Origin of the sequence: Streptomyces sp. NPDC102441 (assembly GCF_044765585.1) — a bacterium.
In the GTDB taxonomy this organism is placed as follows: Bacteria; Actinomycetota; Actinomycetes; order Streptomycetales; family Streptomycetaceae; genus Streptomyces.
This window is the reverse complement of sequence record NZ_JBIWKH010000005.1, coordinates 235,577-254,897: the sequence shown is the minus strand read 5'-3', so window position 1 is coordinate 254,897 and position 19,321 is coordinate 235,577. Positions and strand designations below refer to the sequence as shown.

General features: G+C 72.0%; 17 protein-coding genes and 1 riboswitch. Of the genes, 11 read left to right on the top strand and 6 right to left on the bottom strand.

Features of this window, described 5'->3' with window-relative positions; all coding sequences use genetic code 11:
- Positions 1-36: 36 nt before the first annotated feature.
- The 6 genes from ACIREO_RS12630 (at position 37) to ACIREO_RS12605 (ending at position 6,337) form a co-directional block, all read left to right on the top strand.
- Positions 37-987, top strand: coding sequence for a carbohydrate kinase (locus ACIREO_RS12630; protein ID WP_404108726.1), 951 nt, complete (start codon positions 37-39; stop codon positions 985-987).
- 45 nt (positions 988-1,032) lie between these two features.
- Positions 1,033-2,883 carry an acyl-CoA dehydrogenase gene (locus ACIREO_RS12625; protein WP_404108002.1) on the top strand — a complete coding sequence of 617 codons (1,851 nt, stop codon included), beginning with the start codon at positions 1,033-1,035 and terminating at the stop codon, positions 2,881-2,883.
- The gene (locus ACIREO_RS12620) at positions 2,880-3,050 is read left to right on the top strand and encodes a hypothetical protein (protein ID WP_404107999.1); all 171 of its coding nucleotides are present in this window, start codon (positions 2,880-2,882) and stop codon (positions 3,048-3,050) included. Before ACIREO_RS12625 ends, ACIREO_RS12620 begins: the two co-directional genes overlap by 4 nt.
- 83 nt (positions 3,051-3,133) lie before the next feature.
- A riboswitch (cobalamin riboswitch) is annotated at positions 3,134-3,321 on the top strand.
- Between the two features lie 30 nt (positions 3,322-3,351).
- Complete coding sequence (locus ACIREO_RS12615; RefSeq protein WP_404107996.1) at positions 3,352-4,422, top strand: ABC transporter substrate-binding protein; 1,071 nt, start codon at positions 3,352-3,354, stop codon at positions 4,420-4,422.
- Between the two features lie 47 nt (positions 4,423-4,469).
- Positions 4,470-5,507: a FecCD family ABC transporter permease gene (locus ACIREO_RS12610; RefSeq protein ID WP_404108724.1), complete on the top strand. Its 1,038-nt coding sequence runs from the start codon at positions 4,470-4,472 to the stop codon at positions 5,505-5,507.
- The gene (locus ACIREO_RS12605) at positions 5,504-6,337 is read left to right on the top strand and encodes an ABC transporter ATP-binding protein (protein ID WP_404107993.1); all 834 of its coding nucleotides are present in this window, start codon (positions 5,504-5,506) and stop codon (positions 6,335-6,337) included. The genes ACIREO_RS12610 and ACIREO_RS12605 overlap by 4 nt, the downstream gene beginning before the upstream one ends.
- A 58-nt stretch (positions 6,338-6,395) precedes the next feature.
- On the opposite strand, the gene ACIREO_RS12600 is transcribed toward ACIREO_RS12605, so the two are convergent.
- Positions 6,396-7,412, bottom strand: coding sequence for a PRC and DUF2382 domain-containing protein (locus ACIREO_RS12600; protein WP_404107990.1), 1,017 nt, complete (start codon positions 7,410-7,412; stop codon positions 6,396-6,398).
- A 313-nt stretch (positions 7,413-7,725) separates the two neighbouring features.
- On the opposite strand from ACIREO_RS12600, the gene ACIREO_RS12595 reads away from it, so the two are divergent.
- Together ACIREO_RS12595 and ACIREO_RS12590 are read left to right on the top strand one after the other, a co-directional pair.
- Positions 7,726-8,379 (top strand): adenosylcobinamide amidohydrolase, encoded by a 654-nt coding sequence (locus tag ACIREO_RS12595; RefSeq protein ID WP_404108722.1) that lies wholly within the window; start codon positions 7,726-7,728, stop codon positions 8,377-8,379.
- Positions 8,380-8,426: 47 nt separating this feature from the next.
- Positions 8,427-9,326, top strand: a complete 900-nt coding sequence (locus ACIREO_RS12590; RefSeq protein WP_404107988.1) for an NAD(P)-dependent oxidoreductase — start codon at positions 8,427-8,429, stop codon at positions 9,324-9,326.
- A gap of 2 nt (positions 9,327-9,328) precedes the next feature.
- Here ACIREO_RS12590 and ACIREO_RS12585 read toward each other — a convergent pair whose 3' ends face one another.
- The 4 genes from ACIREO_RS12585 to ACIREO_RS12570 form a co-directional block, all read right to left on the bottom strand.
- Positions 9,329-10,585, bottom strand: a complete 1,257-nt coding sequence (locus tag ACIREO_RS12585) for a sulfite oxidase (RefSeq protein ID WP_404107985.1) — start codon at positions 10,583-10,585, stop codon at positions 9,329-9,331.
- Positions 10,582-11,805, bottom strand: a complete 1,224-nt coding sequence (locus tag ACIREO_RS12580) for a homoserine O-acetyltransferase (protein WP_404108721.1) — start codon at positions 11,803-11,805, stop codon at positions 10,582-10,584. The genes ACIREO_RS12585 and ACIREO_RS12580 overlap by 4 nt, the downstream gene beginning before the upstream one ends.
- A complete protein-coding gene (locus ACIREO_RS12575) occupies positions 11,802-13,163 on the bottom strand; it encodes a bifunctional o-acetylhomoserine/o-acetylserine sulfhydrylase (RefSeq protein ID WP_404107983.1) in 1,362 nt (453 codons plus the stop codon). Before ACIREO_RS12575 ends, ACIREO_RS12580 begins: the two co-directional genes overlap by 4 nt.
- Before the next feature lie 213 nt (positions 13,164-13,376).
- Positions 13,377-14,249: an RNA polymerase sigma factor SigF gene (locus ACIREO_RS12570; protein ID WP_404107980.1), complete on the bottom strand. Its 873-nt coding sequence runs from the start codon at positions 14,247-14,249 to the stop codon at positions 13,377-13,379.
- A gap of 459 nt (positions 14,250-14,708) precedes the next feature.
- On the opposite strand from ACIREO_RS12570, the gene ACIREO_RS12565 reads away from it, so the two are divergent.
- Together ACIREO_RS12565 and ACIREO_RS12560 are read left to right on the top strand one after the other, a co-directional pair.
- Positions 14,709-15,530 carry a GNAT family N-acetyltransferase gene (locus tag ACIREO_RS12565; RefSeq protein ID WP_404107977.1) on the top strand — a complete coding sequence of 274 codons (822 nt, stop codon included), beginning with the start codon at positions 14,709-14,711 and terminating at the stop codon, positions 15,528-15,530.
- A gap of 21 nt (positions 15,531-15,551) precedes the next feature.
- Entirely contained in the window at positions 15,552-16,751 is a 1,200-nt protein-coding gene (locus ACIREO_RS12560; protein WP_404107974.1) for a PP2C family protein-serine/threonine phosphatase, read from the top strand.
- 183 nt (positions 16,752-16,934) lie between these two features.
- Here the strand turns inward: ACIREO_RS12560 and ACIREO_RS12555 are convergent, their stop codons facing one another.
- Entirely contained in the window at positions 16,935-17,333 is a 399-nt protein-coding gene (locus ACIREO_RS12555) for a DUF6355 family natural product biosynthesis protein (protein ID WP_404107971.1), read from the bottom strand.
- A gap of 388 nt (positions 17,334-17,721) precedes the next feature.
- On the opposite strand from ACIREO_RS12555, the gene ACIREO_RS12550 reads away from it, so the two are divergent.
- Entirely contained in the window at positions 17,722-19,299 is a 1,578-nt protein-coding gene (locus ACIREO_RS12550; protein ID WP_404107968.1) for a purple acid phosphatase family protein, read from the top strand.
- Positions 19,300-19,321 lie beyond the last annotated feature (22 nt).

Sequence of the window (19,321 nt, the reverse complement as noted above, 5' to 3'; positions counted from 1 at the left end):
GGCACTGCCGCCCGCGTCCTCCAGGAGACCCGCCCCATGCCCGACAGCCCCGCCCTGCTGGTCATCGGCGAATGCGTCGCCGACATCGTCCGGGTGCCGGGCGAGCCGGACCGGATCCACCCCGGCGGCAGCCCCGCGAACGTCGCGTACGGGCTGGCCAGACTGGGCCGGAGCACCACCCTGATCACCCAGCTCGGCCCCGACCCCGACGGGCGGCTGATCGAGGACCACCTGACATCGGCCGGTGTACGGGTCATCGGCGACGGCAGCGACGCGCCCACGCCGGCCGCCACGGTCGAGCTCGACGAGGCGGGCAGGGCCACCTACACCTTCGAGATCACCTGGACGCTCGGCCCGGTCGCGCAGCCACCGGAGCCGCCCCGGCATGTCCATACCGGGTCGGTCGCCACCGCACTGGAACCCGGCGCGGACACCGTCCTGGACCTCGTCCGGTCCTTCCGGGAGACGGCGACGGTCAGTTACGACCCCAACGTGAGGCCCGGGCTGATGGGGGATCACGCCCGTGCCGTACGCCGGGCGGAGCGCTGTGTCGCGCTCAGCGATGTCGTCAAGGCCAGCGACGAGGACCTGCGGTGGCTGTACCCGGACGAGCCCCCGGAGAGGACCGCCGAGCGGTGGCTGCGCTCCGGGCCCGCTGTCGTCCTGGTCACCCGGGGCGCGGGCGGGGCGGCGGCGTTCCTGCCGGGCAGGACCGTGAACACCGGCGCACCGCCCGTCCGGGTCGCGGACACGGTGGGTGCCGGCGACGCCTTCATGTCGGGCGCGCTGCACGCCCTGGCCTCGTACGGACTGCTCGGGGCCCCGGGCCGCGCACGGCTGCGCTCCCTGGACGCCGCCGTTCTGGGCGACGTGCTGCGATACGCCGTGGCATCGGCCGCTGTGACCGTCGCACGGGCCGGTGCCCTGCCTCCCGACGAGGAGGAGCTGGCGGCGGCCCTGACCGGCGTGCCGGCCCCGGAGCGGTAGGGCGCCCAGGGTGTCCTCGCCCCCACCACGGTCGTTGATTTCGTTATGACCGTGACCCTTACCGACACCGCCCCACCGTCCACCACCGAACTGCTGACCGGCGTCCTCCTCGGTCCCGGATTCCGGCGCGAGCACGGATTCTGGCAGCGGCTGATCAGCACAGAACCGTTCCGCCGCCCCGCCGGCGGAACGCCCGAAGAGCGACTGGACCTCGCTTACGACCGGTTGCGGATCCTCAACCTCTCCCTCGACAGCGGAGCGCGGCTCGCCGCCGACCCGCGCGCGCTGGCCGCCCTGCACGCCTGGCTCGGCCCGGTGGACCCCGCGCTGACCACCGTGGCGGGTATCCACTACAACCTCTTCCTCGGCAGTCTCCTCGACCACGACTGCGTCGGCCGACGTGATCTGTCGGACTACCTGACGATGCGGCGCATCGGCACCTTCCTCTGTACGGAGGTGGCGCACGGCAACAACGCGACGGCCATGGAGACCACCGCCACCTACGACCGTGAGCGGGACGGCTTCGTCCTGCACACCCCGAACCCGGGCGCGCAGAAGTTCATGCCCAACACCAGCCCGGCGGGCGGAGCGAAGTCGGGTCTGGTCGCCGCCCGCCTGGTGGCCGACGGTTCCGACCACGGGGTACGCCTCTTCCTGGTGCCGCTCACCGACGACGTACAGCCGCTGCCGGGCGTCCGGGTGCGCCGGCTGCCGGCCCGGATGGGCAGCCCCGTGGACCACTGCCTGACCTCGTTCGACCGGCTCTTCGTGGCTCGGGACGCCCTGCTGGGAACGGGTGAGGAAGGCGAAGAACACGGGGAGTTCAGAACCGGACCGGGGGACAGGCGGCGCAGGTTCCTCACCTCGATCGGCCGGGTCACCCCCGGGCGGATCTCCATGAGCGCCTGCGCGGCGGGCTCGGCCCGGGCGACCCTGGCGGTCGCCGTACGCTACGGCGGCCACCGGATGATCTCCGGCTCCCGGTCCACCCCACCGGTGCCGGTGAACGCCCACCGGACCCACCACGGACCGCTCGCCTCGGCCATGGCCACGGTCTTCGCGATGAGCCTGCTGTACCGCAGGGCACAGGGGCGGTGGGAGGCCTGTACGGACGAGGACGGCCGGACGGACGCGGGGAGACTGGTCGATGTCGCCAAGGCGTGGATCACCTGGCGGGCCCGTGAGGTCATCGTCGAGAGCCGTGAACGCTGCGGCGCGCAGGCGCTGCTGGAGAACAACGGCATGACCGAACTCGTCACAGGCGTGGAGGGGGCCATCACCGCGGAGGGCGACAACATCGCCCTGTACGCCAAGGCGGCGGCCGACATGCTCTTCGCCGCCGAGCCCGGCCGTGACGGCCTCCCGGACCGCGACCCGGGACCCGGGGACCTCGCCGACCCGCACTTCCTGGGCCGGCTCCTCGCCTCGGTCCAGGACATCTGGTTCGCCCGGGCAAGGGCCCGTGCGCTGCGGGCGCCCGACGCCGGGACCCTCGACCGGTGGAACGCGGCCTCGGGCCCCGCTCTGCGCGGGGTCGAGGCCTACGCCTACCGGCAGGCCGCCGAGGCCTACGCCGAGGCCCGGTCGACGCTGCCCGAGGGAGAGGCCAGGGACCGGCTCGGGGAGCTGGAGCGGCTGTTCGCCGTCGAGTGGGTGTCCCGCAACAGCGGCGACCTGATGGCCGCCGGTCTCCTGAGCGCCGATCAGGTGGAGGCGTTGCCGGAGGCCGTCGAGGAGCTCGTCGCGGCCGTCGCCGCGCACGCCCCGGAACTGGCCGGTTCCTTCGCCCTGCCGGAGGAACTGCTCGCCGACTGGCCGATCGCCGGACCGGGCTACGCGGACGCGTACGACGATCCCCGGGGCCCGTGGAACACCGGCGCGGCGGACGCGCGATGAGTCCCGGACGCAGCGGGCAGGCGCTGTGCGGCCGCCTGGGCGAGCACCTGGAGATCCTGGGACTGCGCGCCGTCCTGCTGGCCTACTGGGGCACGACATCCGTGCTCGCCCGCCGGAACGGGAAGCCGCGTACGGACGGTGGCGAATCGGTTCACCCCAAGCGCTGACCCGGCCGACGGCCGGCCGGTACGGAGCGGGAGACCCCCGCCCGCCGTACCGGCGACGGCCCCGAGGCCGCCGGTGAGCCGCGTGATAGCTTGCAGACGCCAGTCACACTCCACGTGGAGTCAGGGAATCCGGTGCGAATCCGGAACTGACGCGCAGCGGTGAGGGGGACGGGCAGGGCCACGGCCACTGGGACACCCTCGGGTGCACCGGGAAGGCGCCCTGTCCGGACGAACCCGAGTCCGAAGACCTGCTGGCACCCGCTTCCGCACCGGGAGCGGAACTCCGTACCGGGCTCCGCGCATGAGCCCAGAGAACGCCGAGGACTCCTTGCCGCCCATAGCCAGCACCGTACGCCGAACAGCCCTGCTCACCGCGGGACTTGTCCTCATGACCGCCTGCGGCGGAGGCGGCAGCACATCCGACGGTGCCGCACGGGACGCAGTCGCCGGCTTCCCCGTCACGCTGAAGAACTGCGGCCGTACGGTGACTGTCGACGCGGCACCGCGTCACGCCGTCTCCCTCAACCAGGGATCGACGGAGATCCTGCTCTCCCTGGGCCTCGCCGACAGGATCGCGGGTACCGCGACATGGACGGACCCGGTGATGAAGGGCCTGGAGAAGGACGAGGCGACGGTGGAGCGCCTCGCCGAGAACCAGCCCTCCGCCGAGAAGGTCCTCGCCGGGGAACCCGACTTCGTCAGCGCCTCGTTCGAGTCCACCCTGGGTAAGGGCGGCGTGGCGTCCCGCGACCAGTTCGAGAAGCTGGGCGTACCCACCTACCTCTCACCCGCCGACTGCGCGGGCAAGGACAACACGGGCAGCGGCGACGGCTCCCGCTCCGAGCCACTGACCATGGACCGTGTCTACGGCGAAGTGCGCGACCTGGCCGAGGTGTTCGGAGTCCCGGAGCGCGGCGAGAAGCTGGTGAAGAGCCTCCGCAGCCGCGTCGACGAGGCGACCGCGGACATCGACGCGTCCGGCACCACCCTGCTCTACTGGTTCGCCAACGCCGAGGCCCCCTACATGGCGGGATGCTGCGGCGCCCCGGGCATCATCACCGAGGAACTCGGCGCGAAGAACGTCTTCGACGACTCCCACGAGGAATGGCCCCAGATCAACTGGGAGACCGTCGCCGACCGCGACCCCGACGTGCTGGTCATCGGCGATCTCACCCGTGAGTCGCAGACGGCCGAGAGCGCGGAGAAGAAGATCGAGTTCCTGGAGACCAACCCCGCCACGAAGAACATGGACGCCGTCCGGCACAAGCGGTACGTCCTGCTCAGCGGCCAGGCGATGAATCCGGCGATCCGGACCGTGGAGGGCGTGGAGCGCGTCGCGGCCGGGCTGCGCTCGTTCGGGCTCGCGGGGTGACGAAGACCCACCAGCTTCCGGACGTACGCGCGGAGCGGCCTACGGCGATCCGGTCGGCCGCCGGAGCCAGGATCCTCCTGCGCGACGGTGCCCTGTGGAGTGCCGGGACCGTCCTGCTGCTCCTGTCCGTGGCGGTCGCCGTCACGATCGGCCCCGCACGGATCTCCGTCCCGGACGTCTGGTCCGCGGTTGCCTCGCACCTCGGCCTCGGCGACGGGCGGCTGACCCCGATCCGGGACGGCATCATCTGGAACCTGCGCATGCCCCGCACCCTGCTGGCCGCGGTGTGCGGCGCCGGACTCGCGGTGTGCGGCACCGTGATGCAGTCGCTGCTGCGCAACCCGCTCGCCGACCCGTTCGTCCTCGGTGTCTCCTCGGGGGCCTCCACCGGGGCGGTCGTGGTCGTCGTCCTCGGCGTCGGCGGGGGAGCGGTGTCGGTCTCGGGCGGTGCCTTCGTCGGGGCTCTCTGCTCGTTCGCCCTCGTCCTGCTCCTCAGCCACACACTCGGCGGATCCACCGACCGGGTGGTGCTCTCCGGGGTGGCGGCCATGCAGCTCTTCTCCGCGCTCACCTCCTTCGTGGTGATGACCGCCGCCGACGCCGAGCAGACCCGGGGCGTGCTCTTCTGGCTGCTCGGCTCACTGAGCGGGGTCGGCTGGAACGACGTGTGGATGTGCTCGGCCGTGCTGGCCGTGGCCCTGCTGGTCTGCCTCGGCCATGCCCGCACGCTCGACGCCTTCGCCTTCGGGCAGGACGCGGCGGCCTCCCTCGGCGTGCACGTGGCCCGCACCCGGATCGTGCTGCTCTGCACCACCGCGCTGCTGACTGCGGCCCTCGTCAGCTCGGCGGGCGCCATCGGGTTCGTCGGCCTCGTCCTGCCGCACGCCGCCCGGGCGCTCACGGGGTCCGGGCACCGGAGGCTGCTGCCGGTGACCGCCCTCGCCGGAGCGGTGTTCCTGGTCTGGGTCGACACCCTGGCCAGGACCGTCCTCGACCCGCAGGAGGTCCCGGTCGGTGTCGTCACCTCCCTCATCGGGGTGCCCGTCTTCGTCCTGGTGCTCTACCGCACACGGAGGGGCGCATGACCCGGGCAGGCATCACGGACGACGGCCTGCGGGCCGCCCGGGTCAGCAGGGAAGCCGGCGGGAGGATCGTGCTCGACGACGTGAGCATCGCGCCGCCGCCCGGCACCACGGTCGGGCTCCTGGGTCCGAACGGCTCCGGCAAGACCACGCTGCTGCGGGTCATGTCGGGGGTCCTCACCCCCGGCGCGGGCGTGGTCACCCTCGACGGACGCACGTTCGCCGAGACCGGCCGCAGAGGTGTGGCCCGCCGCGTGGCCGTCGTCGACCAGCACGCGGTGACCCAGGTCGACCTGAGCGTGCTGGACGTCGTACGCCTCGGCCGCATCCCGCACCGGCGGCCCTGGTCCGCGCCCGGCCCCGAGGACGAGGACGCCGTACGCGAAGCTCTGGCACGCACCGGGCTCGCCGACCGCGCCGCGCAGTCCTGGCACACCCTGTCCGGCGGTGAGCGCCAGCGCGTGCAGATCGCCCGCGCCCTCGCCCAGCAGCCGCGTGAACTCCTGTTGGACGAACCCACCAACCACCTGGACATCCAGCACCAGCTGGAGCTGCTGTCCCTCGTCGCCGCGCTGCCCGTCACCGCGGTGGTCGCCCTGCACGACCTCAATCTGGCCGCGATGTTCTGCGACCGGGTCACGGTCATGAAGGAGGGCCGGGTGGTCGCCGGCGGAACGCCCTCGGAGGTGATCACCGAGGAACTCATCGCCGACGTCTACCGGGTACGCGCGGTCGTGACGCCGGAAGGGCCCGGCGGGCGCCCTTCCGTGCGGTTCCTGCCGGGAGAAGCCGTCCACGGACAGTGGGAACGCGACGAGAGGGCGGGCCCGTGAACTGCCCGGGTCCGCCCCTCGCTACTGTCGCGCGGCCTTTCGCCGCTGTGTGAGGGGGTCAGCGACGACGTCCCTGGCCGAACTCGCCGCCCATGTCCTTGCCGCTGCCCTTGTCGTCCTCGCCGTCCGCGTAGTCGATCTTCTCCTTGCGGAGCTCGGCGGAGACTTCCTTCTGTTCGGTGACCTTGCTGGTTTCGAGACGGACCCGTTCCACAGGTATCGCCTCCTTGCGGACGGTGGCTCGTTCGGCGTGCAGGGTGACTTCGACGTCCTGTTCGCCGAGGTCGTTCGTGCCCTTCATGCCTGTGACCTTCTCGCCCGGCTGCAGAGGCTCGCGCACCACGCGCACCTCCTCGTGGGACACCGGCACCGTGCGCGTGACGTTTTCGGTCACGACGTACTTGTGCAGGCGTGCCCTTCCGCTCTCGTACTCCTCCGTGCCGACCTGGAGCTGCTCCTCGGACCGGACCATCTCCTCACGGCCGTCGGCGCCCGCGGCGGACCGCTCTGCTCCGGCTCCGGCGAGCGGGCGGGACGTGGAGGAGGTCTCCGTGTCGCGGTGCCTGCCCGCGCCGGCACCGGTGGTGCCCATGCCGGCGGGGGTGCCGGTGGCCTTGGCCTGGCCGCCGGAGGTCGTGCGGGCGGTGCCGGCCGCACCGGCTGCCCCGGCCGCACCCGCGGCACCCATGGCTCCCGTTCCCGTACCGGACGTCGTGCGCGCGTCGCCGCCCGCTCCGGCGTGGCCGGTCGCCTTCTTGGTCATCCCGTAGTGCCGGTAGAGCTCTTCCTCCTCCGATACGGAGAGGTGCGCGTCCGCATCCACCCGGGGGGCGTCCTTGACGCGGTCCTTCGGATGCGTGACGTGCAGGTCGGAGGCCACCCGGCGGGCTCCGGCAAGCGGTACGAAGCTCTCCTTCATGCCGAACATGCCGGTCTTGACCGTGATCCAGTCGGGCTTGCCGGTGTCGTCGTCGACGTACACCCGCCCCACTGTGCCGACCTTCTCTCCGTCGCTGTCGTAGACGGTCAGACCGTCGAGTTCTCCGGAATCCGTGAAACCGTCAGCGGCTCCCATGGCCGATTCCTCCTCGCCCGGGCGCGTCCTGCGGTTGGGTCCAGCAGGGGAGGCGCGTCCGGATTCCATCGCGCCTCACCCGGTTGGACGCTGCAACTTCCCGGCCTGGGCGCTGAGCGGCCCAAGGCACCGGGGAGGGGCGGTGGCCCCGTTCCACGCGGATATCGGCCCGCCGCATGCGTTACGCCATTCGAGTGAGCAGCACCTGCCCGGGTGCGCCGGACGGGCGGACCCGGCCCGCCCGTATGATCGACGCGCCGTTGCCGACCGTCGGCAGGCCTGTCGCGGGGGGTACGTCATCGCATCCGTAGGCATCCGTCCGCCCCGGCGGCGCGGTGAACTGCTGACGCGGCAGGAGGACGGTTCCGGGCTGCACCACCTGGTCTGGCGGCTCGGGCCCGGCTGGCGCGTGTGCAGCAGCGCCGTGCTCGGCGGCGGGATCGGCCCCCGCGCCTGGATCCTGAACGCCCAGGTACCCGGCGGCTACCCCCGCCTCGACCCCGGCCGGCACCTCGCGGAGATCGCCGAGGCCGAGGCGCTGGACGGTCCCGGGGCCGGACTGATGACCGCCGCCGATGTCACCGCGTACACCGTCGCCGACGACGGCGGTGCGACCGCCACCGTCACCTGCGGCCTGGGCGTACGGGGATGGGCCGCGGCCCCGGCCGAGGGCGGCGACGGCCCGCCGCAGCCGGGGACCGTCAACATCGTCGTCACCCTCCCCGTGGCGCTCTCCGACGCCGCCCTGGTCAACGCGGTGGCCACCGCCACCGAGGCGAAGGTCCAGGCACTCGTGGACGCCGGACTCGACTGCTCCGGGACCCCGACGGACGCGGTGTGCGTCGCAGCGCCCGACCCGGGTGGACAGCCCGGCGAACCCTTCGCCGGACCGCGTTCGCGCTGGGGAGCGCGACTCGCCAGAGCCGTGCACCGCGCCGTCCTGGAGAGTGCGCTGCGGCAGTCTTGAGACCCACCGGTCTCGAGACTGCCCGCACCGACGAAGGGAACCTCCCCATGACCACCGCATCCCCTGCCGACGCCGCCCCCGGCACGCCGACCGTCGCGGTCCTCGGCACCGGGATCATGGGATCCGGGATGGCACGCAGCCTGCTCAGGGACCGGCTCCCCGTCCGGGTCTGGAACCGCACCCGGTCCAAGGCCGAACCGCTGGCCGCTCACGGCGCCACCGTGACGGACACGCCCGAGGAAGCCGTACGCGGAGCCGACGTCGTCCTCACCGCCCTGAACGACGGCCGGTCCGTGGCCGAAACCCTCACCGCCGCCACGCCCGGCCTGCGTCCGGGCCAGGTCTGGCTGCAGAGCGCCACCGTCGGCCTCGACGCCACGACCGACCTGGCCCACCGGGCCGCCGGACTGGGGCTGGTCTTCCTCGACGCCCCTGTCTCCGGCACGAAACAGCCCGCGGAGCAGGGCACGCTCACCGTGTTCGTCTCCGGCCCCTCCGCTGCCCGCGCGACGGCGCTGCCCGTCCTGGAGGCGATCGGGCAGCGCACCGTATGGGTCGGGGAGGAGCCGGGAGCCGCCACCAGGCTCAAGCTCGTCGCCAACACCTGGGTGATCAACTTGGTCAACAGCGTTGCGGAATGCCTCAATCTCGCGGAGGGGCTCGGGCTCGACCCGCAGCTCTTCCTGGACGCCATGAAGGGCGGACCGCTGGACACGCCGTACCTCCAGGGCAAGGCCGCGGCGGTGCTCTCCGGTGATCTCAGCCCGAGCTTCGCGCTCTCCACCGCGCTCAAGGACTCCCGGCTGATCCTCGACGCGGCCCAGGAGTCCGGAGTGACGCTCGACCTGGTCGCCGCCTCCGCCGAGCGGTTCACCCGCGCGGAGGCGGCCGGACACGGCGACCAGGACATGATCGCCACGTACTACGCGGGCCGGCCCGCGCGGTAGGTTCAGACCACGGTCACCGGATGCCTGACCACCGCGTCGAAGAGATAGCCCTGCGTGTTGGGTGCGGTCGTCACCGGCTGGGCGCGGCCCGCCCGGTCCGTCGCCCGCGCGAGCAGCACGCCCGGGCCGGGAGCCGCCGGCACCCAGTCGGCGGTCCAGCGGACCCAGCTCCCGGCCCTGGGCTCGTCGCGCAGCCGTGCGGGGCGCCACCGGGCGCCCCCGTCCGTGCTGACCTCGACCGAGCGCACCGGTGCGCCGCCCGACCAGGACCGGCCCGTGAGCAGATGCCTGCGGTGGGCGGCGAACGAGGCACCGGGCGCGAGCTCGAACGCGCTCTTGAGCGTCTGACGCGTCAGTGGCGCGCTGCCCTCGGGCGGGTACCCGGGGCCGAAGAGCCGGTACAGGCCCGTGTTCCACGGGCTCAGCAGCGGCTCCGCGCTCACCTCGATGTCGCCCACCCACTTGATGTTCGCCACGCCCACCCAGGACGGCACGATCAGCCGGACCGGAGCGCCGTGGTCGGGCGGCAGCGGCTCGCCGTTCATCTCGTACGCGAGAAGGACGTCGTCCAGGGCCTTCGCCACCGGCAGGGGCCTGCGGACCCGGCCCAGATTCGTCCCGTCGCTGACGACTTCCGCGTCCAGACCGCGCGGCAGCACATCCACCGCGTTCCGGCCGATACCCGCCCTGCGCAGCACGTCGGCAAGCCGCACCCCGCGCCAGCGCGCCGTCCCGATCGCCCCCAGGGTCCACGCGGTCCCGCTGACCTCCTGGCCCTGCTGCGAGGTGAAGAAGCTCCGGCCGTTACCCGCGCACTCGACGAACGCGGTGTGCGAGACGGACGGCAGGGCGCGCAGAGCCTCGTACGAGAAGTCCACCGGACCGCCGGTCAGTCCGTCGCCCCAGACCGTGAGCTTCCAGTCCGCCGCGTCGATGACGGGTGTCGTGGTGTGGTTGCGGACGAAGAAACGGTCCGTGGGAGTCAGCAGCCCGGTGTCCCGCAGCGCCGCGAAGTTCGTCTCGGCGTTGGTGCCGCGCACCGTGAACAGCTCCGGCGGCAGGGGCTTCACCACCCCCGCGAGTGACTGCGCCGCGTGGGCGGGGGACCCGGCGGCCGGGACCAGCGGAGCCGCGACCGAGGCCGCGGCGACCAGCTTCAGCAGGTCACGGCGGTCGATCCCCGCGGATCTCGCACCGCCACGGGTCCACAGGCGGAGCCGCCGCCGGTCGTACGCGGCTTCGGAAGGTACGGCGCTCATGGGCACTCCAGAGGAAGAGGTCTGTTGTCGGGGCCTGAGCGGGTATCGGGACCTGCCGGATCTGCGGCCCGGGGGAGCAACTCCCTCACGAGGGCGCCCACCTGGTCGGTCTCGATGAGGAATCCGTCGTGCCCGCAGGGGGATTCGATGATCCGGAGCCGGTCGGCGCCGGGCAGCAGCGACGCCTGCTCCGCCTGTTGCGCCGGTGGATACAGCCGGTCCGAATCGATGCCCGCGATCAGGGCGGGCATGTCGGCCCGGCGCAGTGCCCGTGCGACACCGCCGCGGCCGCGGCCCACGTCGTGTGCGTTCATCGCCTCGGTGAGCACCACATAGCTGCCCGCGTCGAAGCGGCGTACCAGCTTGGCCGCGTGATGGTCGAGATACGACTCCACCTGGTAGCGCCCGCTCCGCGGGGGCAGTTCACCGGGCTGCGCCCGCCGGCCGAACCGTGCTCCCAGCTCAGCCTCGCTGCGATAGGTGACATGGGCGATCCGCCGGGCGAGGCCGAGCCCCAGGTGCGGGCCGGAGCCGGGCGGGGCGTCGTGGTAGCCGCCGCCCCGCCACCCGGGGTCGTTCCGGATCGCGGCGATCTGCGTGCCGCCCCAGGCGATCTGTTCGGCCGAGGACGCGGCGGGAGCGGCGAGCACAAGCAGCGATCCCGTACGGCCGGGCCGGCTCACCGCCCATTCGAGCGCCCGCATACCGCCCATCGAACCGCCGATCACCGCGGCCCACCGGCCGATCCCCAGGGCATCGGCCAGCCGCGCCTCCGCCGCCACCTGGTCACGGGTCGTCAGGTGGGGGAAGTCCCCGCCCCAGCGGGCGCCGTCGGGCCGCCGGGAGGAGGGGCCGGTGCTGCCCTGGCAGCCGCCCAGGACGTTCGGCGCGACGACGAACCAGCGGTCGGTGTCCAGTGCCCGGCCGGGGCCGATCAGCGCATCCCACCAGCCGGCCGACGGGTGGCCGGGCCCGGCAGGGCCCGCGGCGTGGCTGTCACCGGTCAGCGCGTGCAGGACCAGCACCGCGTTGGCGCAGTCCGGTGCGAGCCGGCCCCAGGTCTCGTACGCCAGCCGCACACCCGGGAGAGTGGCACCGGACTCGAGTCCGAGCGGACCGTCGAGCACCACCCACGAACGGCCACCGGGCGGGTCCCCTTCCCGCCGGCCTCCGGAAGCCGGCGGGAGGGGGAGTGCGGAAGGCGCGACGGCCCGGTTCAGGACGCGGCCTTCGCGGCGCGGAAGCCTGCCTCCAGATCGGCCTTGAGGTCGTCCACGCTCTCCAGGCCCACGGAGAGCCGTACCAGCCCCGGGGTGGCGCCCGTGGCGGAGAGCTGCTCCTCGGACAGCTGGCTGTGCGTCGTGGACGCCGGATGGATGATCAGGCTCCGCACGTCTCCGATGTTGGCGAGATGGCTGAACAGTTCGACCGCGTCCACGAACCGCTTGCCGGCGTCCGCCCCGTCCCGGAGCTCGAAGGCGAGCACGGCACCGGCGCCGCGCGGCAGGTAGCGCTGTCCGGTCTCGTACCAGGGGCTCGACTCGAGGCCGGCGTAGTGCACCGCCGACACCTCGTCGCGGCCCTCCAGCCAGCGGGCGAGCGCCAGGGCGTTCGACGTGTGCCGCTCCAGACGCAGGCTCAGCGTCTCCACGCCCTGGAGGAGGAGGAAGGCCGAGTGCGGCGAGAGCGCGGGCCCGAGGTCGCGGAGCAGCTGGACCCTCAGCTTCACGGCGAAGGCACCGTGTCCGAGGTCCGGCCAGTACCGCAGGCCGTGGTAGCTGGGGTCGGGGGTGTGGAAGTCCGCGAAACGCTCGGCGTGGGCACCGAAGTCGAAGGTGCCGCCGTCCACGACGACCCCGCCGATGGTGGTGCCGTGCCCCCCGAGGAACTTCGTCGCCGAGTGGATCACGATGTCCGCGCCGTGCTCCAGCGGCCGCAGGAGATACGGCGTGGGGACGGTGTTGTCGACGATCAGCGGGACCCCCGCGCCGTGCGCCACGTCCGCCACGCTACGGACGTTGAGGACGTCGCCCCGCGGGTTGCCGAGCGTCTCCGCGAACAGGGCCTTGGTGTCGGGCCGGATCGCCGCACGCCACGCCTCGATGTCGTCGGGGTCCTCCACGAACGACACCTCGATGCCGAACCGGGGAAGCGTGTGCCGGAACAGGTTGTACGTACCGCCGTAGAGGGAGGCGGAGGAGACGATGTGGTCCCCGGCACCCGCCAGCGTCAGCAGCGCGAGGGTCTCGGCCGCCTGGCCGGAGGCGAGCGCGACGGCTGCGACTCCGCCCTCGAGCGCGGCGATCCGCTGTTCCAGGACGTCCTGCGTGGGGTTGTGGATCCGGGTGTAGATGTTGCCGGGCTCAGCCAGCGAGAAGAGGCCGGCCGCGTGCTCGGTGTCCCTGAAGACGAAGGACGTCGTCTGGTAGATCGGCACCGCCCGGGCACCGGTCGTCGGGTCGGGGACCGCGCCGGAGTGGATCTGCTTCGTCTCGAAGGACCAGGCGGCCGCGGTCTCCTGCCGGTCATGGTCCTCAGGGGTGTGTCCCGCGGTGACGGAGTCGACGGGCTGGCTCATGTCATACCTCGCACGGTCGTTCGGGGGATGTCCGCGCGGGCACGAGGGCGACGCGGCGGCGTACTGATCGGCGTACTGGTTACGGACCGTAGAGGCCGCCCGTGCCGGGACGGAAGCGGGTCGAGCACGTGGCCACGAAGCTGCAATGCCGCCGCAACAGACACACCGGACCGGCCCCTTCGCTCACGGGGCCGGTCCGGTGGCGGTCGCGCGTCAGTCCTGTGTGAACATCCCGCTGCGCAGTTTGCCGAGCATGCGGCTGAGCAGCCGGGAGACATGCATCTGCGAGATGCCCAGTTCCTCGCCGATCTGCGCCTGTGTCATCTCCAGGCCGAACCGCATGTCGATGATCCGGCGCTCACGCGCGTCGAGACCGCCCAGCAGCGGGGCGAGCGTATGGAGATTCTCCACCGCCTCCATCGCGGGGTCGGGCTCGCCCAGCACGTCCACCATGGTGCGCCCGCCCGACGCACGGCCCGCCGGCTCCGCCGTGTCGGCGGGCAGATCGATCGATCCCGCCGTGTAGCCGTTGGCCGCGACGAGGCCTTCGGTGATCTCCTCATCCTCGAGACCGAGGTGCTCGGCGAGCTCCCGCACCGTGGGATCCCGGTCGAGGCCGGCGGAGAGCGTCTCCTTCGCCTTCGCGAGATCCACCCGCAACTCCTGCAGCCGCCGCGGTACATGCACGGACCAGGTGGTGTCGCGGAAGAAGCGCTTGATCTCACCGACGATGTACGGCACGGCGAACGAGGTGAACTCGACCTCGCGTGAGAGGTCGAAGCGGTCGATGGCCTTGATCAGACCGATGGTGCCGACCTGGACGATGTCCTCCATGTCGCCGCTGCCCCGGTTGCGGAAGCGGCCCGCCGCGAACCGTACGAGGGACAGGTTCATCTCGATGAGGGTGTTCCGGGCGTACTGGTACTCGGAGGTTCCCTCGTCGAGATCCTGCAGGCCGTCGAAGAAGAGCTTCGACAGCTTCCGCGCGTCCTGGGGGGCGATCTGCCCGGCGTCCTCGATCCGGGGAAGCCCGTCCGGGGCGCCTGCCCGTTCCGCACCGGAGGTCTGCGCGGTGTGCGTGGTCATCCCGTCACGCTCCTCAGATTGTGGGCCTGAGGTGTAAGCGCCTGCCCGGTGGTCCGCAACTCATGCGGAAAGAGGCAGATTTGAGCCACACTCATGCGGGTATTGGCCGGGATCGCCTTCCGGGCCCTGACGGAGGAGCCCGGTATACGCGGGGAGCGCACAGAACCGCCCCACCGGTACGGGGGAGCCCGGTGGGGCGGTCCCGTCCAGAGTGCCACAGGCCGATGCCTGTTGGGGTCGTATCCCGCGCAGTGGTGCGCGATTCACCGGACCGGGCGGATGACCGTCAGGCGTTCCGTGTGCCCCGGCCGGTGGGGCTCCGGGACGGTGCGACGGCGGAACGACGCCCAGGTGAGCGCGTTGATTGCATGTTTGTGAACGGCCCGGCATCCGGGAATAGAGGCAGGGCGGATCAGCCTTCCAACCTTGTCGCCGATATCAACCGGAGTGAGAGAGTCCATGCCCGAGGCCATACCGCCGCTCACGAACCCGTCCACGCCCAGGGTGCCCGGCCCCGGGACAGAGCCCGAGGCGTCCCATCCGCTGGACAACCCCGCCCGCGCCTCGCTCACCGGCCCGCACGCCCACTTCGCCGAGCGGTACGGCCGCATCCTGCGCTATCACCCCGACGTCACCCCGTGGCTCGCTCTGCCGGACGTGCCCGACCCCCAGGACTGGGCCGATGTCGCCGCGCTCGCGGGTCCCGGCGCGTCCGTCACTCTCACCGCGTTCCGCGAGCCCCCGCCCGCCGACTGGGAGATCGTCTTCCAGGCCGAGGGCGTCCAGCTGGTGGACGAGTCCGTGGACGCCGCCCCCGACCCGGAGGCCGTGCTCCTCGGCCCGGCCGACGTGCCGGACATGCTGGCCCTGGTCGAGCGCACGCGCCCCGGCCCGTTCCTGCCGCGCACGGTGGAGCTCGGCACCTATCTCGGTATCCGCCGCGCCGGAGTCCTGGTCGCGATGGCGGGAGAGCGGCTTCACCCGCCCGGCTGGACCGAGATCAGCGCTGTCTGCACCGACAGCTCCGTACGAGGGCAGGGGCTTGCGACGCGCCTCGTCAGGGCAGTCGCCCATGGCGTCAGGGAACGGGGCGAGACGCCCTTCCTGCACGCCGCCGCGTCGAACACCTCTGCCATCCGGCTCTACGAATCCCTCGGCTTCACTCTGCGCCGTACGACCGCCTTCCTCTCGGCGCTCGTACCGGCGGACGCCGGGCGGCACGCCGACGCCAGGACCCGGGGCCAAGGGGCGGGTAGCTTGGAACCCGTGGGGCGTCAGTGACGAACAGGCGGGAGGCGTGCCGTGGTCTTGGGACTCCGGCGCCTGTGGGCGGCGCGCAGCCTGCCGCTGCCCGGTGCGGATCCGGGAGAGACCGAGGCGGGTACCTCCCGGATCGGGAACTGGGCGCTCGCTCTGTGGCTCCTCCTCCTGACCGTCGTGGTCGTCGTCCCCGACGCCCTCACCGGTAGTGACCTCCCTCTCATCCCGCTCATGGTCGTGCTCCCGGCCCTCGCCTCGGTCTTCTGCACGGTCCGCCAGACCACCGCGGTGGCGGTATGGGTCATGCTGGTCGTCGTCGGCTCACGGATCGCGTCGACCGGTCCCTTCTGGGACGTGGTGTTCCTCCTCGGCTTCACGGGCCTCGCCTGCGCACTGGGTGTCGTCGCCTGCGCCGCGCGCATCCGGCACGCCACAGAGGTGGCCCGGCTGCGCTCGGCCGCCGTCGCGCTTCAGCGCCAGATCCTGCGCCCGCTCCCCGTCGTCACACGGCAGGTCCGTGCCCACGGTCTCTACGAGCCGATCGAGGAGGACCGGTTCGTCGGCGGCGACATCTACGAGGTCGTGCAGTCGGCCCATGGGACCCGAGTGATCATCGGCGATGTGCAGGGCAAGGGGCTGCCCGCGATCGGGGCGGGATTCGCCGCGCTCGGCGCGTTCAGGGAAGCGGCCGTGCGGGAGCGCGAGCTCACCGCCGTCGCCGATGCCGTAGAGGACGCGGTCGTCCGGCACAACGCCTTCTCCGCCGAGACCGGTGAGGACGAACGCTTCGTCACCGCCCTGCTGCTCGGTTTCGACGACAGCGAGCGGGTACGGGCCGTCAACTGCGGCCATCTGCCGCCACGGCTGCTGTGCGACGGGGCGGCGTCGGCGGTCACCCTGCACCGGACATCCGTACCGCTGGGCATGGCGGATCTCAGCGACGAGGCGCGCGCCGCCGAGTGGATCGGCTTTCCGCCGGGCGCCGCGCTGCTGGTCTTCACCGACGGGGTGACGGAGGCGCGCGACGGGACGGGCGCCTTCTACCCTCTCGACGAGCGGCTGGGCCGATGGGTGGGACGCGAGCCGGAGCAGGTCCTGAAGGCTCTCCAGTCCGACCTGGAGAGCTTCTCCGGCGGAGTACGCCGCGACGATGTCGCCGTGCTGGTCCTGAGCCGGCCGCTGGACGGGGGGAGCACGGCGGTGCCCCTCGGGGGCGTCACGAGGGCCGGCTCCACGAAGTGACATCCGCACCAGGTCTTGACGCATACGGCCTCCGGAACTCTCACGGGAGCGCTCCCGCGCATCTTCCCGGACGGGGTGGAGTCGTTCATCGCTCACGGATTCGGCGAGCTGCCCGTGAGTCCGGGCTGACCTCCCGGAGGTGGCACAGCCCCGGCCGGTCGCGGAGCCGAGTCACGAACCGGCTCAGTGGGGTGTGTGTCCGGTCCGATCACCTTTCCGGCATCCGGCACCGCCGATGTAATACGCGTTGAGGTAGTTCGGGCCGGCACCCGGCAGCTGCGTGGGGCCGGGGCCGACACAGAGATGGAAGTCGTTCGCGCTGCCGCCCCCTCTGACGTCGACATGGATCAGCACTGTCGTCTCACCGCAGTGGCCGTACGCGGCGAACTGGGACTCGCGGACGTTGTACCGGAAGAATCCGCACTGTGCGGCGGCGGAGACGGTGCCGGCCTGCCGCACTTCCGGACCGCGTACGGATTCGGGGAAGGCCGGTCCTGCGGACGCCACCGTCGCAGCAGCGACGAGTGCGCTCGCCGCCAGCGCGAAGGCGGCTCGAGGTGAATTGGTCAGGGAGGGCTTCACTGGCATTCCTTACGGTGAGTCATGACGATGGACGACCGGCTGATCGACTGGGCCTGGAGCCATGACTCCCATTGCGCGTCGCTCACCGGCAGGTACACCTTAACTCTGAGTGCACGTGGCGTGACGAAAAGTCACTCCAAAGTGGTGGGGGCAATGGCATGGCGGCAGCGTCAGGGCGATGCTGCCGCCCGCCCGTGACCTCGCGATCCCGAAGGGCCGCTCTTCGCGCAGGACTGATGCGGCAACAGGCCGCCACCGGACTGAGCGACCCACCGCTCGCCCCACCTGACGGAACGTCATGTCCACCATAGGGACTCATGGGATCCTGTACGTGCAGCGTTCACTCATCCGATGGAATGCCGTCAGGCGATCCGTGGATGTTTCGGCCATGGACATTCCCCGTTTCGGAATCCCCGAAAAGCTTGCCGACCGCATGAGCATGGCCGAGCAGCACGCGTACCTGCGCGCCCGGCTCACCCGGCGCGGTGTGCTCCGGACGAGCGCCGCGACAGCGGCCGTCGCGGGCACCGGCCTGGCCACGGGCCTCGCCTCCCCGTCCGCGTACGCCGCCACGCCGGCCGCGGTCACCTCGCGCACCGGCCCGACGCAGGTGGACGGCTCACTGGTCGCCCCCTTCGGCCGGCACCTCGCCTACGGGGCCGACGCGAAGACGCAGATGACGGTCTCCTGGCAGGTCCCCTTCGCCGTGAAGCGTCCCTACATCCGGATCGGGCTCGAGCCGTGGGCGCTCAGCCGCAGGATCGACGCGGAGGTGCGGCACCTGACGACGCCTCTGCTCAACGACGGCAAGATCGCGGCCGCCGAGCAGTTCTACGTGCACGCGGCCCTGGAGCGGCTGAAGCCCGGCACCACGTACTACTACGGCGTGGGCCACGACGGTTTCGACCCCGCCGACACACGCAACCTCGGCACGCTCGGGACCCTCACCACCGCGCCGGCCCGCGCCGAACCCTTCACCTTCACGGCCTTCGGCGACCAGGGCGTCAGTTACCACGCGCTCGGGAACGACCAGCTGATCCTGGGCCAGAACCCGGCCTTCCACCTGCACGCGGGCGACATCTGCTACGCCGACCCCTCCGGCTCCGGGCAGACCACCGACTCCTACGACGCCCGCACCTGGGACCAGTTCCTGGCCCAGACCGAGACGGTCTCCAAGACCGTGCCATGGATGGTGACGACCGGTAACCACGACATGGAGGCCTGGTACTCGCCCGACGGCTACGGCGGCCAGAACGCCCGCTGGTCGCTGCCGGACAACGGCCCGGACCCGGTCGGCCAGCCGGGCGCCTACTCCTTCACCCACGGAAGCGTGGGCGTGATCGCGCTCGACGCCAACGACGTCTCGTACGAGATACCGGCCAACTTCGGCATCAGCGACGGCAGGCAGACGCGCTGGCTGGATCGGCGACTGGGAGAGCTGCGGGCCCGGGAGGACATCGACTTCGTCGTGGTGTTCTTCCACCACTGCGCGTTCTCCACGACCAACGCGCACGCCTCGGACGGCGGGGTGCGCGACGCCTGGGTGCCGCTCTTCGAGAAGCACCAGGTGGACCTGGTCATCAACGGCCACAACCACGTGTACGAGCGCACCGACGCGATCCTCAGGAACACGGTCCGGCGCACGGTCCCGATCGGGGAGCGCACCGACCCGGCACGGGACGGCATCGTGTACGTCACGGCGGGCGGTGCGGGCAAGGCGCTGTACGACTTCCCGGCACCGGACAGCTACGAGGGCAACGTCTCGGACCTCGAGAGCGTCAACACGTACCACGTGGTCAAGGGCGGCGGAAAGGCGGCCGAGACCGTGGAGTGGTCCCGGGTGCGCTACACCGGCTTCTCGTTCCTCGCGGTGGAGGTGGAGACCGGCCCGCACCCCCGGATGAAGGTCACGGCGCTCGCCGAGTCGGGGGAGCGCGTCGACCACTTCGTGATCAGCCGGGGCTGAGCGGCAGGGGGCTCCGGACCGG